The sequence below is a fragment of the Myxococcales bacterium genome (assembly GCA_016703425.1).
Taxonomy (GTDB): Bacteria; Myxococcota_A; Polyangia; order Polyangiales; family Polyangiaceae; genus JADJCA01.
This window is the reverse complement of sequence record JADJCA010000002.1, coordinates 856,875-870,884: the sequence shown is the minus strand read 5'-3', so window position 1 is coordinate 870,884 and position 14,010 is coordinate 856,875. Positions and strand designations below refer to the sequence as shown.

Below are 14,010 nucleotides of genomic sequence, written 5' to 3'. Positions count from 1 at the left end.
ACCGCGCGAAGGTGACCGCTCGCACCCACGACCTCGACACGCTCGCCAAGATGAGCGTCGACGCGCTCGGTCGCCTCTACGCCGGCGGCACCACGCCGAAGAACCTTTCGCCCCTCGACGGGCACCCGCGCGGTCGCATGCTCTCGGTGAAGAAGCTCGACGGCGGTCTCGTTGGCTCGCTCCTCCGCAACTTCGCGGCCTCGGGGCCCTTTCCTTGGGGTGGCAAGAGCTTCTCGGGGCAAGGCGAGCGCGGCGAAGGCATCAACCGCGTGCACCTCGGCGGCCGCCACCAGCTCTTCCCGTTCCACACGCACATCGCGCCGTCGGTCGTCGATGGCAAGCCGTGCATCGTGCTCGACTACGATCGCGTCGACAACCCGGGCTTCATCCGCTCGATTCACGACGAAGTGCGCGAAGTCGACGACGGCCTCTTCCTCGGCCCCGCCATGTGGAAGACGAAGCGCGGCCCGGTCTTCGTCCTCTGGTTCGCGCTCGACACGCGCATCCAAGCGATTCCCATCGGCCAGCCGTGAAACACATCCTGGTGACGGGCGCCGCCGGCGCCATCGGCGGGGCCATCGCGGCCGCCTTTCGCAAGCAAGACCCCCGCGCGCGTTTTTCGCTCGTCGACGTCAACGACGAGGCGACGGCGCGCGAGGCGCGTCGCGTGGGCGGCGACGCGGCCCCTTACAACTGGGATCTCTCGAAGGTCGACGCGCTGCCGGCGCTCTACGCGGCGCTCGAGGACGAGCGAGGGCCCGTCGACGTGCTCGTGAACTGCGCTGGCATCATGGAGGTCCGCTCCCTCGTGGCGACGCCGTGGGAGCTCGGTGCCAAGCTCATGCGCATCGACCTCGAGAGTCCGCTCCGGCTGATGTCGCTCGCGGCGCCGGGCATGGCGCGCCGCGGCCACGGCACCATCGTCAACGTGACGAGCATGGCGGGCGTGACGCCGCTGCGCGGCTGCACCTTCTACGGCGCCGCCAAGGCAGGCCTCGCCATGGCGTCCGAGATCGCGCGATTGGAGCTCGGTCCCTCGGGCGTTCATGTGCTCACGGTGTACCCGGGGCCGGTGCGCTCGGGCCTCGAGGAGCGCGCCCGCGGCCAGCTTCCGCCCACGCTCATCTCTCGCATGTTGCCGACCGGCGCCCCCGAGCCGCTCGCCGCGCGCGTGGTCGAAGCGTGCGCCGAGCGCCGCGCTCGCGTCGTTTATCCGCCGCTCTACGACTTGGCCGCCCGGTTTCCCACCGTCGCGTCGAAGGTCACCATGACCTTCAGCCCTCGACCGCGGGATCTGTAAGCGCGACCCGCTTGGGGTCCTGCGCGGTCCTCCGTCAAGGCGTTGACGGCGTCACGGTCTTGGCGGTGGCGGCCATCTTGGGTCTCGGGCTTTCCGTGGACCTGCGGGCGGCCTCGCCGGCACGGGACGCGCATGGCACTGCCCTCATGTTCTTCCGCAAGTCGAGCGCCGCCATGAAAGCCACCGTGGTTGAGCCGGCGCCGGCCGCCGAGTCGCCCGCCCAAGGAGACTCGCTCGACGCGCTCGGCGATCTGCTCCGCGTCTTCGGCGAGCAGAACCTCGAGACGGAAGACGACGCGAAGAAGCAGGTCGCGGAGCTCTTCGCGCGCTGGTCCGTTCACGTGCTCGTGGGCAAGCCCATGACCGAGGGCGCGCAACCCGGCAAGGACTACCGCGGCGCGGTGCGCGCGTTCCGCATGCAGCGCAAGGGTGAGGTCGAGCGCTTCGGCAAGGCCATCGGCGATCTCCGCGGCGCCGTCTGGTCCTTCGTGACGATCCTCTCGAAGGCCGCGTTCGCCGACGGTCGCACCGACGCGCAGATGAAGGAGCGCCTCGAGCGCCTCCGCGTCGCCGTCGAGAGCGGCGATCACGACGTCCTTCGCACCGAAGCGCAAGGCACCGTGGTAGGCCTCACGTCGCTCCTCGTGGCGCGCGCCGAAGAGCACAAGGCGCGCATGGCGGAGCTGGCGACGCAGGTTCGGCACTTGGGCCGAGAGCTCGAGGAGGCCAAGAAGGAAGGCGAGATGGACGCGCTCACGCGCCTCTTCAATCGCGCGTGTTTCGATCGCTTCGCCGAGCGGACCGCGGGGCTCGCGATGCTCGGCACGCCGGCGAGCTTGCTCATGATCGACGTCGACCACTTCAAGAAGGTGAACGACGCCTTCGGCCATCCCGTGGGCGACGTGGTGCTGCGCGCCGTGGCCGACGCCATCTTCCGCACCTTCCCGCGTCGCGACGATCTGGTGGCGCGCTACGGCGGCGAGGAGTTCGCCGTGGTGCTTCGCAACACGAAGCGCGCCGACGCCGAGATGCTCGCCGAACGGCTCCTGCGCAGCGTCCGGTCTATCGAGGTGGCGGAGCGGGACGAGCGCATCACGCCGACGGTCTCCATCGGGGTCGCGGAGCTCGACGCGTCGGAGGGCTGCGAATCGTGGCTGCGCCGCGCCGACGCGGCGCTCTACCGAGCGAAACAAGCGGGTCGCAACCGCTCGGTGGTGGCGGCCTGAGCGCTGCGCGCACACTGGGGTGACGGCGCCGAGCTGTCACGAGGGACAGCTCCCGCGGAGCGAGCTACGGTCCGTGAATGCGCCTCGCTCTCCTCGGTCTCGCGGGCTCGCTCCTCATCGCCTCATCGCTGTCCTGCGGCGACGAGGAGTCCACCGACCCTTCCCAAAACGCATCGCTCGACGGTGGCGGCACCGGCGATGGCAGCATCACGGAAGACGGGAGCACGGGCTCGCTCGACGGCGCCGGGCTCTCCGATGGTGCGACGACGCTCGACGGCGGCGCCGTCGACGGCTCCACGCTGTCCGACGGCGGCCCGGTTCTACCGCCACCGCGATTGGTTTGCACGCCGCCGGTCGCGCTCGCCAACACGAGCGTGCCGACGACGAAGGTCGGTACGGGGACGCCTGCGTCGTGCACCGACGCTGCGCTTCACGCGGCCGTCGCCGCCGGCGGCGTGGTGACCTTCGACTGCGGCCCTTCGCCTCACGAGATCGTCGTGCAGACGCCGCTCGCGCCGCCCACCAACAAGGACACGATCATCGACGGCGCGGGAACGATCACGCTCTCGGGCGACGGCAAGGTTCGCATCCTTCAGCTCATTCACTCCTTCGAGAAGGCCTCGCCCACCGTCACCGTGCAGCGCCTCACGTTCACGAAGGGGCGGAGCACCGACGTGCCCAACACGACGGCGACGACGAAGGGCGGCGCGGCGCTCTACACGCTCGGCGGAAACCTAACGGTCATCGACTCGGTCTTCACCGACAACCACGGGCCCGACACCGGTCAAGACGTCGCCGGCGGCGCCATCTACAACGTGGGCGCCGGCGCCACGGTGATCGTCGGCAGTCGTTTTGCAGGCAACACGTGCTCGAACGGCGGAGCCATCGGCGCGTTGGGGTCGGCCCTCAGCATCGTGAACACGACGATCTCCGGCAACCAGACGACCGGCTCGGGGGGCAACCCGGGCAACGGCGGCAACGGTGGCGGCGCCGTCATGGACGGCCAAGGCAAGACGCTCACGATCTGCGGCGCGGTCTTCACCGACAACGTCGGCGCGGCCTACGGCGGCGCGCTCTTCCGGACCTCTTACGAGAACGAAGCGACGACCATCGACAAGAGCGTCTTCGATGGCAACCGCGTCTTGGACAACCCCAACTCGCAGGCCGGCGCGGTCTACCTGCAAGGGACGAAGATCACGATGACCGCGTCGTCGATCGTCAACAGCCAAGCGCGCTTCGCCGCCGCCATGAGCGTCTACGAGCACGGCGTACCGGCGCCAGGTCAGATCGACATGACGAACGTGACCATCGCCAACAACGCGACCTACACGCGCACGGACTTTACGACGCGCGGCCTCGTCGGCGGCATCACCGTGGGCGATCGCGTCCTCGGCACGTGGACGAACGTGACCATCGCATACAACGCGGCGCAGTTCGCTTCGGGCATCGGCGGCGTGTCGAATCGGCTGACCATTCGCAACAGCGTCATCCGCAACGACGCGCAGAACCTCTACACGCCGCTCAACTGCAACGGCACGCCGCCGGCCAACGGCGATCATGTCATTCAGTTTCCAGCGTCCAACAGCGCCGGCGCTGAAGCCCCGTGCGTCTCGGGCGCGCAGCTCGTCGATCCAAAGCTCGGGCCGCTCGTGGGGCTGCCCGGCGAACAGAAGGTGCGAAGGCCCGTGGCCGGCAGTCCGCTCTTGGGGCTCGGCACCACGTGCCCCGCGACGGATCAACTCGGCAAAGCGCGGCCCGCGACGGGCTGCACAGCGGGCGCGGTCGAAGGCATCTGAACGCGGCGCGCAACGATCGTTACAGCGGGGCGTGGGTGCGCGCCGGGACCTCGACCTCCTGCCAGGCCACGTGCACTTCGGGCGGGGCCAGGAGGGTCTTCTTCACGCGACAGCCCTCGGCGGCGCGCACCACGGCGTCTTTGTACTTCGCAGGAAAATCCGGCGGCACCTCGATGAGCAGCTCCACGTTCGTGAGCCTCTTGGTCGCCTCATCGGTCGTGGAACGCTGCGTGATGCGGAGGCCGTCGGTAGGAATGCCCCGCGCCTGGCAGAACCCCAAGACGTAAATCCCTGCGCAGGTGGCGAGCGAGGCGAGGAAGAGCTCGAAGGGCTCCGGCGCCGCTCCTGCGCCGCCGTGCTCGAGGCTTTGATCGGTGCGCACCACGTGCGAACCAAACGCTGCGTCGACGCGCTTACCGCCCGGGAACGAGACCGCGATGTCCATGAAGGTGAGAGCCGGGGGCACGTCTTTTGGGTTCGCGGCTCAAGTTCACTTCGCCGAGGCCGTTGTTCTCTTCGATGGCTCTCCCTCGTCGCGCGTTCGATGCGTTGCCGCCGCCTGCGTCGCCTGCAGCGTTCGAGGAAGGCGAGCGTCCGAGCGGGGTGGTCGCGAAGATGTCATCGCCGCCGGCCGGTCAGGACACGCCGCTCGTTCGGCTCGCGCTCATGCCCGGCGAGCTCGAGCGTGTCGTGCGGCTCTTGCGTGAGAGGCCTCCGTCGATCGTGCCCGCGTCGAATCCGCGGGCGCCCGAGCCGGACGAAGACGTCTTCGTGATGAAGAGCATTCTCTGGACCAAGTGACGGGCGGCGGCGCCGCGCGTCTCCGGCTTCTGGGCGGCTGGGCAGGCCGGGGCAGGTGAGGGACTAGCGTCGCTCGGTCCGCGCGCCTGGCACGCTTGCGCGTCGTGCAAGTCGGCTGGGTTGGTCCTTCGGCGCGCCTCCTTTAATAGGCGAGCTGACGGGAGGGCTGTGTTGGCGTCGCTTCTTCGAGGCCGGCGCGCCGTCAATTTCAGCCAGGAGCGCCGCGCGCTCGACTTCGGTCATCGGTGGAGTGCCCGACCGCTGCAGGAGCCACTCGAGAGCGGACTGCCGCTTCGCCTCGTGAACTTGCTGGGAGCGGGGTTTCATGTGACCCATACCGTGACACAGTCTGCGTGGCGTTCCACCCGCCAAGCCCGGACGAGCGCGAGAGACCGCAAGGACGCGCGAGCCTCAGGTCGGCGGTGGGCCGAGGTCGCGGCGCCAGATGGAGCGTGGGTAGTCGGCGTGCTCCAGCCAGTGTGCGCCGATGCGCTCGAAGCCGGCGCTCGCGAAGGTCTCCGGGCGGCCCGGCCAGAGGACGTCGTCGCCGTGCTTCTCAAGCGCCGCGGCGTCGAAAGGGTAGCCTTCGAGCCGCTTCCAGCCACGCGTCGCGCCGTAGCGAGCCAGCGCCGCCAGCACGGAGGCGCTGCGGCCACGGCCGCGCTCGTCGCGCCCGAGGGTGAAGCACACGATCCCGGCCGTGTCGGCCGCTTCCACGCCGAGCGCAGCGACACGCTTCCACGCCCAATAGATCTCCGGGAGCGGCGCGACCGACACCCAGGCGATGGCCCGCGAGGTCTCTTCGTCGTAGGCCACGACCCCAACGTGGAATCCAGCATCCATCTTGGCGCGGATCGCGGCGCAGTTGGCCTCGGGGCGCTTGCGGCATTGCGCGAGCCACGCATCGTGCGACGCGAACTTCTGATGCCAGAAGGCGCAGTAGCAGCCTCCGCCACCTTCGTCGCGGGTGAGCGCCTCGTAGTCGGAGAACGTGCTTGGTGCGAGGGCGCGAACGACGATGCTCATGCCGGCAAGTCTCTCACGTGGACCGCACACGTGCAGGCCTTGCGGCGGCGGCGTGCAGCAGGTGCGCAGAGCAGGTGCGCGGCGCGATCGATGTCCAGGCACCGCTCCTCGGGAAGTGCACCCACAGCAAGACCGCAAGCGCAGAACGCGCGGCGCGAAGCCTCTGGCCTGCGTGTTGCGTGCCGGCCGCCATGAAACTCTCCTTCGCGCTCGTCGTCGCCCTGCCGGTTCTGTCTGCGTGCGTCTCGTCGGGAACCTACGACGCTGCCGTGAAGGATGCCGATGACGCGCGGACGGAGCTCCGCCGCGTACAAGCCGCGGACCTCGCGAAGGCCCAGTCGCTCCAGGCGCTCCAGCGCAAGGTCGACGAAGCCACCGCCGAGAGCGCCAACCTGCGCGCCGAGTTGGCGAAGCTCGGGACCAACGCCGATGCTCTCTTGAGCGAGAAGGGCACGCTCGCGTCGGCGCTGAATGAATCACGCGCGCGCCTCGAGGAGCTCCGTCGCGCCCAAGCGGCCGCGGAGATGCGGGCGCGCGTCTACCGCGACCTCGCGCTTCGCCTCAAGAAGATGGTCGACGCCGGGGACCTCGCCATTGTGCTGCGCGACGGCCGCATGGTGCTGCAGCTCGCGAACGACGTTCTCTTTGAGTCGGGGCAGATCGACATCAAGGCTCGTGGGCAAGCGGCGCTCAAGCAGTTGGCGGTGGTCTTGCGAAGCCTCGAGGGCCGTCACTTCCAAGTCGCCGGCCACACGGACAACGTGCCCATCGAGACGGCGAGGTTCCCATCCAACTGGGAGCTTTCGACGGCGCGCGGCGTGCAAGTCGTTCGCTTTCTGGTGGCGCAGGGCGTGCCAACCGCCGTCCTCGCGGCGGCCGGCTATGGAGAGTTCGACCCCGTCGGACCAAACGACAACCCGAAGGGTCGCGAGCGCAACCGCCGCATCGAGATCACGCTCCAGCCGAATGTCGACGAGATGGTGGCCGTGCCCGACGCCCGCTAGCGGCCTCCGCGCCCTCTTTCACGGACCACGCACCTTCGTGCGCGGGCGAGCACGCTTGCGTCACCGAGGCCGACGTCTCCGTGACGGCGGGGAGCGTCTCATTGTCGGAAGGGCACGCTTCGTTGTCCGAAGGGAGACCTTCCGCGTTCGCGGGGCGACCCTTTCGTTCGCGCCGGCGCGTTCACGCACCGAAACGACGCCTTCGTGAACGACGGAACAAGCGAGCGTGCCGTCGCGCCCGGCTTCGTCGCGGCGGGAATCGCTTCGCGCCCGTTGGCACGGAGGGGCACAGAGGGGCGTTCCCAAGGCCGTCCGCAACTGAGGGAATCCGCTCGCAATTTCCACCTCCTTTTTTCGTCTCTCAAGGCTCGTTCGCGAGACGCACGCCCTCGCGCGCCGCTGCCCGAACTTCGCGCATCTGCAGGCCAGCGTGCAGCTCCGCCACGTGACGTGCGCGGCCGCGCACGAAGGTGGCCCCGCGAACAACGAGACCCGCCCGACGGCGGCGCAAGCGATTCCGCTGGTTTGCGAAGGTCCCCCCGCCGACAACGAAGCATCGCTCTCCGAGCGCGAAGGTGCCGCCCTCGAGCACGAAGTGCCCAGATGCGAAAACGGAGCGGCGCGCGCGCCGACGGAAGTCCCCGCGCCGTGCAAGAGGGCTGGCCTCCGGAAAACGAAGTGCGCGCCCCGCGCACGAGGCTCACTCACCGAGCACGGATGGATACGCGGGCGTTCACGAACCCTCGGCGGCCGTCACGCAGGGTTCGTCTTCGGTCGCACAAACGAACCGCTATCGCCGCGCAGCGCGCTTGCCGACCGAACAACCACGCCTTCGCTCGCGTCCACGAGGGCTAGGCGAACGGCCAACTCGCTCGCTGAGGCGTTGGCACAGAGGGGCCGTGCGTGGCGCAGATCACACCGCGAGTACACGAAGCGCCGGGAAGAACACTTTCAGCGCCTCAAAGTCGTCGACGTCGCTCGTGCAGACGATGCCGGTTCGCTGGGCCGCGAAGGCGGCCACGATCGCGTCCACGGTCGTTGCGCCACGCACCTTGCCGAGCGCCACGCCCGCGAGCTTCATGGTTTCGTCCGTCGCCGGCTCGACGAGAATTCCCCTCAGGATCGCCTCTCGCTGGTCGGTGCGGCTGCGCCACCATTCCGCCAGCGTGACGTTGGGCGTCGCCACCACGAGGCCTCGGTCCCGCGCGTTCGTGTAAACACGCATGGCGCGCTCCTTGCGCCGTTCCAGCGCGATGAGCGCTCCGCTGTCGAACGTGATGGCGGCGCGAGTCACGCGGACTTGTTCGCCGACAGCCCCCACGCTTCGTCGAGCTTTTGAGCTTCGGTGCGAGAGGGGCTGCCCTTGCCGCCGAACGACGCGATGAGCGCATCGCGCCCCTCCTCGTAGGCCACGTAGCGGATCGCGTCGCTGATGACGCGCGAGACGTTCCCGCCGTGCACGCGCTTGGCCCGACGCCGGAGGAGCTTCGCTTCCTCTGTCGGAAGCGAGATCGACAGGTGGGCCCGCTTCTTCATCCAAAACGTCGTCGCACAACTGTGCTCCGATGCTCCCCCTCACGCCAACGCGAGGTTCCTCTGAAAGTCGCTCGGGTTGCTCGAGGCCGCCATCGCCACTTCGTGGCTGATGACGTTGGCCTTCGTGTCGTGACCGATTTCAACGGGACGTCGTCACTCCGCCGTCCGTGGCTCGGCTAGTCGCGCGCTGACGCGCGCTCGTCGATCCACTGATCGGTGTGCCACGTGCGCTGTGCCACGCGCGGAGCGGCGATGGCGAAGCCCGCGAAAGGACAGCGGCGCAGTGCCGGCATCTCCCTTGCGTAGGCCAGACCCATGCAGACCGGCAGAGCGCTCGTCACCCTCGTCACCGTCCTCGCCCTCGCTGCCTGCGGAGGCGCCGTGAACCCGCTCGTGGAAGAGCCGGCTCCCAAGACCGACGGTGGCCCCGCGCCCACGCTGCCCGATGAAACGGGCCTCCGACCGGCGGACGATGGTGGGAAGAGCGAGGTTGACGTGGGCGTGGGGGGCGGTGGCGAGCGGCCCGTCGACGCCGGTGTGGTCGCCGTCGACGCCTCGATCTCACCGGTTGTCCCTCCGAGCGCGGGGGCTGCCGTGGGGAGCGCGTGCTTGCGCGCGCCGGCGCTACCGCCCGTGCCGCAGGCCCATGTTATCGGCGTCTACGAGTCGACGGGCGGCGTCCACGGCTATGGCCAAGCGCACGTACCGGGTCCGATTCAAGTGAAGGTCACGGCGGCGGCGTCGCCGGCGACGTTGTTCCTGATGTCGTACGAGCCCATCACCTGGCAGATCGCGCTCGAGTCGGGGGCGTCGGTGGCCAAGGTCTTCGTGAGCACGTATTACCCGTCGCAGACCACGGTCACCGGGCTGCCCGCGTCTGTGACCGTCACCGGCCTCTCGGTGGGTGCCGTCTCATCGGCCTACGGCTGGGAAGCGACGTACAACCAGGGCGGTGGGAGCTTCGACAAGGCCATCAACGTTGTGCGCAGCAAGATCGGCGGCCTCGAGGCCACCTATCAGGGCGCATACGGCGGCTCGACCTTCACCGTGCCGCCGCCGGCTGGCGCCATTCACTCGCACTACGACAACCGCGTCGCCTGCACCGATGCGTGCGGCATGCCGTCAGGCACCATGGCGTGGAAGGTCATCTCGCCAGGCACGACGGCGAGCACGAGTGGGCTCGTGGCCAACGTGGCGACCAGCACATGGGGTGCTTCGCTGCGCGGAAGCCGAGGCGCGCGCTGCGGCAAGCACTACTTCGAGATCGATGCGCAGGGCGCTGGCAAGGTCACGGCCACCGTGACGATCCAAGGGCTAGGCTTCTACCCGCTGAGCTTCAACCAGCCCACGGCCGACGTGAAAGGCGGGCGCCTCGGCGTCGCCATCGACCTCGACGCCGCCACGATCGCATTCGTTACCGCATCGGGCGCAGGCTCGGCGCAAGCGCTGCCCTTGTGGGACCACGAGGAGATCGTTCCCGCGGTCGATGTCGAGTCGACGAAGAGCGCGACGGTAACCCTCGTAACGCGGGCCCCGTTCGCGTTTTCGCCGCCCGCTGGATTCGCCGGGGACCTGTGACGACGGCTTCGGCGATCGGGTTGGCGGGGCGTCCCCCTAGGCTCCCCTAGGCGCTGATGCGGTGCCGCGCGAAGGTCAGGCGCGTTCCAGAGACTCGTGCGCATGCAGGCTCAGCGCCGGGAGCGCGCCGCCTCCGCGCTCGGTCCGCTCTCGTGTACCTGCGAACAAGTTCCCAGGGTACGCTGCTTCGGCGGCGTGCACGTGGACGTCGCGCCTGACGCCCATGATCCGCGAATCCCTCGCAAGCCGCGCGCTCCGCTTCGGCCGCGCGCTGGTCGTTGGGAGCGGGGCGACGGTGGTCGACTTCTCGGTGCTGACCACATGCATTCGAGCCTTTGGCGTCGCGCCGACGACCGCTCGCCTTCCCGCGCTGCTGGCTGGCGCGTGCGTGCAATTTCTCGGCAATCGCTCGTTCACCTTTCGGGCGCAGCGGGGGAGCCTGCCGCGCCAGGTGCGCTTCTTTGTCGCGACCGAACTTGCCGCACTGGCGATGAACTTCATGCTGTTTCGATGGTTGGCGCCGCACGGGGGCTCGATCCCGCCGGAGATCGTGAGCTTCGCCGGCACGTTCTTCGTCTTCGTCGCATTTGCATATCCCATGCGTCGCTGGGTGGTCTTTCGCCTGCGCGACAACGAGCGCTGACGAAACGGTTGTTCGTCAAGGCGGAGATGGGCCGCGACATGGGGGACGGGGACTAAACGGACGCCGCGCGACACCACGCACGTCCTCGAGATCGTGGCGCCCGTCGCTTGCCGCGAGAACGGCCTGTGGCATGTTGCCGGCGCCATGCGACCCATCCCCCGCGCGCCCGTCGTCCGTTTTGCGTCAACGGTGGCGCTCCTCTTCGGGTGCGGCGGCACCATTCCTGGCGAGGACGCCAGTGGCCTCGCCGAGAGCGAGCTTCGCACCCGCTACGATGAGTTCCCCGCGGTGTTGAGCGAGAGCGAGTTCGAGCGGTGGTCCACTGCCCGCGGAACGCTCATCAAAGGCTTCGACCGCATCTGTGGAGATACGATTTGCAGCGGCGACTTCTCCAACCTCTCGACACTCGAGCTCACGTGCTCAGCAACGTCGAAGATGAAGAAGGTGAAGGATTGCGTCTGGGTCCTCGGCGGCAGCATCGGCTACGTCGACGGTCGAACGGGCGCGCTCTCCACCGAGCCACGCGTCTTCACCTGTCACATTCCCGTCGCCGGGACGGCCAACGAGCTCTTGAGCACGCTCACCCAAGCCGGTGACGACGCCCTCAACGCGCCTTTGGCGAATGGTGCTTCCTTCTACGACGGCCTCACGAAGTGTTTCGAGGGAGTGGTCGGGCAGCCGCCTCCCGCCTCCACCGGGACCGTCTACCGCGACCTGGCCGAGCAGCTCTGGGAGGTCGACGCCGACCAAGGTTCGCAGTGGAGCCAAGTCGAGCGAGCGCTGGCTCGTTCCTTCGACGACGTCTGCGGCGACACGTTCTGCGAAGGCGACTACAACAACATCGCGCTTCTTGATTTCTCCTGCGCAGCCCGCGCGACCACGGGGCGGGTCCGGACGTGCCGGGCCACCTTCGGCTTGGCCGCGACGCAGGTCAGCGCGCGAGGCGCGCTCTCCACAAACACAACGACGCGAACGTGCGACGTCTCGGTACACGCGCCGCGCGCGGCACTCTTGAGCGCGCTCAGCGGCCCCGAGCCGTTGCGCGCATCGTTGCCCGGAAAAACGTCTTCGATCTACGACGCGCTCGTCGACTGTCTCTGAGCTTCACGCGCTGGCGCGGCACCCAACGCGACGAACGCCACCTCAGGTCCAGCCTTCACGCACGTAGAAGCTGACGACCTCGCGAGTGTCGCGGTTCACGAAGGCGAACAAGTGCGCCTTCCATTCGCCTTCCTCGTCATCGAGCGACACGCGACCTTTGCCTTCGTAGCGAAGGAGGTCGAGCTTCTCGGGCGCGCCGAGCTTGTCGAGTACACCTTCGATGCGCTCTCGCATGGGGCCGACGTTTCCTTCGTTGTCCGCGTAGACGAACCCTTCGACCGCGATGATGCGCGCGACCTCCGCGCGGCTTGCCGCCGTGGCCGGCCCGAGCGAGGTGCGAGCAGCGCCGCTCAGGACGAAGTCGTCGGCGGCGGCGCGCGCGGCGAAGGCAGCCTCCGCATAGGCCTTCAGTTGCGCTTCCTGATTGCGGCGCGTCGCACGGAGCTTGGCGGCGGCGATGCGCGCCTGCCCGTTCATGATGTTTTCGTCGCCCCACTCGGACTCGATCTCGCCGACGGCGCGGCGAAGCGCTGACGAGGGACGAGGCGTCGAAAGCGCGCTCTCGCCGGTGGCCGTCTCGGGTCGGTTATCGGCGCAGCCGATGGCAAGGAGGCCTGAGAAGAGGATGGAACTGCTTACGGCCAGAAGACGCGTGCGGCTCATGCGGGCCCCGCAAGCAAACGACGTGCCCGGCGGTTGTGGCCGAATTGCTTACGATCGCCGCGTCACCTGTCGTTCGGACGCAGTTCATCGCGCCCGACGATCCACCAGCCGCGAACGTAAATGGCGCCTGCCGCGCCCCGGTCTGGTCGAAAGAGGAAGGACGCTTCGAGCGTATCGAGGCCCATGCGAGCAAAACCCGTCCTTAGTTCCTTTTCCGCCCCGTCGAAGCAACTTGGAGCGTCGCGCGGCCGATGTGACGGTCATGACGCAGCCCCGTCAGGTCGTCCCCGGTCGCACGTACCTCACGAGTCGTCGCTGCACGCAGCGGCAGCACCTGCTGCGTCCCGATGAACGCGTCGAGCAGATCTACCTGTACTGCCTCGCGGAAGCTTGCCAGCGGTACAACATCACGCTGCATGGCTTCATCGCGATGAGCAATCACCAGCACCTGCTCGTCCGCGACAACCTCGGGAACTACCCCGAGTTCTTCGCGCACTTCCACAAAATGACGGCCAAGGCCCTCAACGCGCGCTGGGGTCGCTGGGAAAATCTCTGGGCCACCGAGCAGCCCAACGCCGTCTACCTTGTCGAAGCCCAAGATCGCTTCGACAAGCTCATCTACCTTCTCAGCAATCCCGTTGCCGACCACCTCGTCGAGCGGCTCGTCGACTGGCCCGGCGCCTCTTCGTTTGGCCAACATCTTCGCGGCACGACGCGGACGATCAAGCGCCCGCGCGGCTTCTTCCGCGAACACGGCCCGATGCCGAAAGAGGTGACCCTTCGAATCGAGCCCGTTGACGGCTTCGAGGACCTCGCCGCCACGGAATGGGCCGACAAGGTCGCCGCGGCGGTCCGTGCGCAAGAGGATGCGGCGAAGGCTCACCGCGCAAAGACGGGTAGGCGCGTGCTCGGACGCAAGGCCGTGCTTCGCGCCGCGCCGACGAGCAGGCCCCGCACGGTCGAGCCTCGCCGCAACCTTCGGCCCCATCTGGCATGTCGCAACGACGAGCGGCGGAGCCACGAGCTCCAGGCGCTCCGCGGCTTCCGCATCGCCCACCGCGCCGCACGACACCTATGGATCGCGGGTGACAGGCGCACCGTGTTCCCAGAGGGAACCTATCGCTTCGCTTCCTTGGGTGCGCTCTGCCACGGCGCCGCGCAAGCGTAGCTGCCGCTCCGCGCACGTCGCACCGCCTACCGCACACCGCGTGCCCCACCGGCACCGACGTCCGAAGGCGCCGCTCGCCGCCCGCGAGCGCGCGCGATGGGAGCACCCTGGCTCAAGGGCACGCGGCCCGTTGCCCACGCGTCGCTCGCGCGAGTGTTGGGCTCCGCG

15 protein-coding genes are annotated in these 14,010 nt (G+C 68.6%); 10 read left to right on the top strand and 5 right to left on the bottom strand.

Features of this window, described 5'->3' with window-relative positions; translation table 11 throughout:
- Nucleotides 1–50 precede the first annotated feature (50 nt).
- From IPG50_10150 to IPG50_10135, 4 genes are all read left to right on the top strand, one after another.
- The gene (locus tag IPG50_10150; GenBank protein ID MBK6692552.1) at nt 51–533 is read left to right on the top strand and encodes a hypothetical protein; all 483 of its coding nucleotides are present in this window, start codon (nt 51–53) and stop codon (nt 531–533) included.
- Nucleotides 530–1,300: an SDR family NAD(P)-dependent oxidoreductase gene (locus IPG50_10145; protein MBK6692551.1), complete on the top strand. Its 771-nt coding sequence runs from the start codon at nt 530–532 to the stop codon at nt 1,298–1,300. Before IPG50_10150 ends, IPG50_10145 begins: the two co-directional genes overlap by 4 nt.
- An 11-nt stretch (nt 1,301–1,311) precedes the next feature.
- The gene (locus IPG50_10140) at nt 1,312–2,526 is read left to right on the top strand and encodes a GGDEF domain-containing protein (GenBank protein ID MBK6692550.1); all 1,215 of its coding nucleotides are present in this window, start codon (nt 1,312–1,314) and stop codon (nt 2,524–2,526) included.
- 77 nt (nt 2,527–2,603) lie between these two features.
- Nucleotides 2,604–4,322, top strand: a complete 1,719-nt coding sequence (locus IPG50_10135) for a hypothetical protein (protein MBK6692549.1) — start codon at nt 2,604–2,606, stop codon at nt 4,320–4,322.
- 19 nt (nt 4,323–4,341) lie between these two features.
- Here the strand turns inward: IPG50_10135 and IPG50_10130 are convergent, their stop codons facing one another.
- On the bottom strand, nt 4,342–4,767 hold the full coding sequence (locus tag IPG50_10130) for an OsmC family protein (protein ID MBK6692548.1): 426 nt from the start codon (nt 4,765–4,767) through the stop codon (nt 4,342–4,344).
- Nucleotides 4,768–4,841: 74 nt separating this feature from the next.
- Between IPG50_10130 and IPG50_10125 the strand changes: the two genes are divergently transcribed.
- Nucleotides 4,842–5,123 (top strand): hypothetical protein, encoded by a 282-nt coding sequence (locus IPG50_10125; protein ID MBK6692547.1) that lies wholly within the window; start codon nt 4,842–4,844, stop codon nt 5,121–5,123.
- 411 nt (nt 5,124–5,534) lie between these two features.
- Here IPG50_10125 and IPG50_10120 read toward each other — a convergent pair whose 3' ends face one another.
- On the bottom strand, nt 5,535–6,149 hold the full coding sequence (locus IPG50_10120; GenBank protein MBK6692546.1) for a hypothetical protein: 615 nt from the start codon (nt 6,147–6,149) through the stop codon (nt 5,535–5,537).
- A 191-nt stretch (nt 6,150–6,340) separates the two neighbouring features.
- Between IPG50_10120 and IPG50_10115 the strand changes: the two genes are divergently transcribed.
- The gene (locus IPG50_10115; protein MBK6692545.1) at nt 6,341–7,153 is read left to right on the top strand and encodes an OmpA family protein; all 813 of its coding nucleotides are present in this window, start codon (nt 6,341–6,343) and stop codon (nt 7,151–7,153) included.
- 913 nt (nt 7,154–8,066) lie between these two features.
- Here the strand turns inward: IPG50_10115 and IPG50_10110 are convergent.
- Together IPG50_10110 and IPG50_10105 are read right to left on the bottom strand one after the other, a co-directional pair.
- Nucleotides 8,067–8,447, bottom strand: coding sequence for a hypothetical protein (locus IPG50_10110; protein MBK6692544.1), 381 nt, complete (start codon nt 8,445–8,447; stop codon nt 8,067–8,069).
- On the bottom strand, nt 8,444–8,689 hold the full coding sequence (locus tag IPG50_10105; protein ID MBK6692543.1) for a hypothetical protein: 246 nt from the start codon (nt 8,687–8,689) through the stop codon (nt 8,444–8,446). Before IPG50_10105 ends, IPG50_10110 begins: the two co-directional genes overlap by 4 nt.
- Nucleotides 8,690–9,004: 315 nt before the next feature.
- On the opposite strand from IPG50_10105, the gene IPG50_10100 reads away from it, so the two are divergent.
- From IPG50_10100 to IPG50_10090, 3 genes are all read left to right on the top strand, one after another.
- On the top strand, nt 9,005–10,267 hold the full coding sequence (locus IPG50_10100; GenBank protein MBK6692542.1) for a hypothetical protein: 1,263 nt from the start codon (nt 9,005–9,007) through the stop codon (nt 10,265–10,267).
- Nucleotides 10,268–10,490: 223 nt separating this feature from the next.
- On the top strand, nt 10,491–10,910 hold the full coding sequence (locus IPG50_10095) for a GtrA family protein (protein MBK6692541.1): 420 nt from the start codon (nt 10,491–10,493) through the stop codon (nt 10,908–10,910).
- A 144-nt stretch (nt 10,911–11,054) separates the two neighbouring features.
- On the top strand, nt 11,055–12,011 hold the full coding sequence (locus IPG50_10090) for a hypothetical protein (GenBank protein ID MBK6692540.1): 957 nt from the start codon (nt 11,055–11,057) through the stop codon (nt 12,009–12,011).
- A gap of 42 nt (nt 12,012–12,053) precedes the next feature.
- On the opposite strand, the gene IPG50_10085 is transcribed toward IPG50_10090, so the two are convergent.
- The gene (locus IPG50_10085) at nt 12,054–12,674 is read right to left on the bottom strand and encodes a hypothetical protein (protein ID MBK6692539.1); all 621 of its coding nucleotides are present in this window, start codon (nt 12,672–12,674) and stop codon (nt 12,054–12,056) included.
- A gap of 262 nt (nt 12,675–12,936) precedes the next feature.
- On the opposite strand from IPG50_10085, the gene IPG50_10080 reads away from it, so the two are divergent.
- Complete coding sequence (locus IPG50_10080) at nt 12,937–13,842, top strand: hypothetical protein (GenBank protein ID MBK6692538.1); 906 nt, start codon at nt 12,937–12,939, stop codon at nt 13,840–13,842.
- Nucleotides 13,843–14,010 lie beyond the last annotated feature (168 nt).

Excerpts from the sequence above, each read along its gene's own strand:
- IPG50_10150 (MBK6692552.1), top strand. The coding sequence starts at position 51 with ATGAGCGTCGACGCGCTCGGTCGCCTCTACGCCGGCGGCACCACGCCG.
- IPG50_10130 (MBK6692548.1), bottom strand. The coding sequence starts at position 4,767 with ATGGACATCGCGGTCTCGTTCCCGGGCGGTAAGCGCGTCGACGCAGCG.
- IPG50_10085 (MBK6692539.1), bottom strand. The coding sequence starts at position 12,674 with ATGAGCCGCACGCGTCTTCTGGCCGTAAGCAGTTCCATCCTCTTCTCA.
- IPG50_10125 (MBK6692547.1), top strand. The coding sequence starts at position 4,842 with ATGGCTCTCCCTCGTCGCGCGTTCGATGCGTTGCCGCCGCCTGCGTCG.
- IPG50_10115 (MBK6692545.1), top strand. The coding sequence starts at position 6,341 with ATGAAACTCTCCTTCGCGCTCGTCGTCGCCCTGCCGGTTCTGTCTGCG.
- IPG50_10105 (MBK6692543.1), bottom strand. The coding sequence starts at position 8,689 with ATGAAGAAGCGGGCCCACCTGTCGATCTCGCTTCCGACAGAGGAAGCG.
- IPG50_10095 (MBK6692541.1), top strand. The coding sequence starts at position 10,491 with ATGATCCGCGAATCCCTCGCAAGCCGCGCGCTCCGCTTCGGCCGCGCG.
- IPG50_10100 (MBK6692542.1), top strand. The coding sequence starts at position 9,005 with ATGCAGACCGGCAGAGCGCTCGTCACCCTCGTCACCGTCCTCGCCCTC.
- IPG50_10080 (MBK6692538.1), top strand. The coding sequence starts at position 12,937 with ATGACGCAGCCCCGTCAGGTCGTCCCCGGTCGCACGTACCTCACGAGT.
- IPG50_10135 (MBK6692549.1), top strand. The coding sequence starts at position 2,604 with ATGCGCCTCGCTCTCCTCGGTCTCGCGGGCTCGCTCCTCATCGCCTCA.
- IPG50_10120 (MBK6692546.1), bottom strand. The coding sequence starts at position 6,149 with ATGAGCATCGTCGTTCGCGCCCTCGCACCAAGCACGTTCTCCGACTAC.
- IPG50_10090 (MBK6692540.1), top strand. The coding sequence starts at position 11,055 with ATGCGACCCATCCCCCGCGCGCCCGTCGTCCGTTTTGCGTCAACGGTG.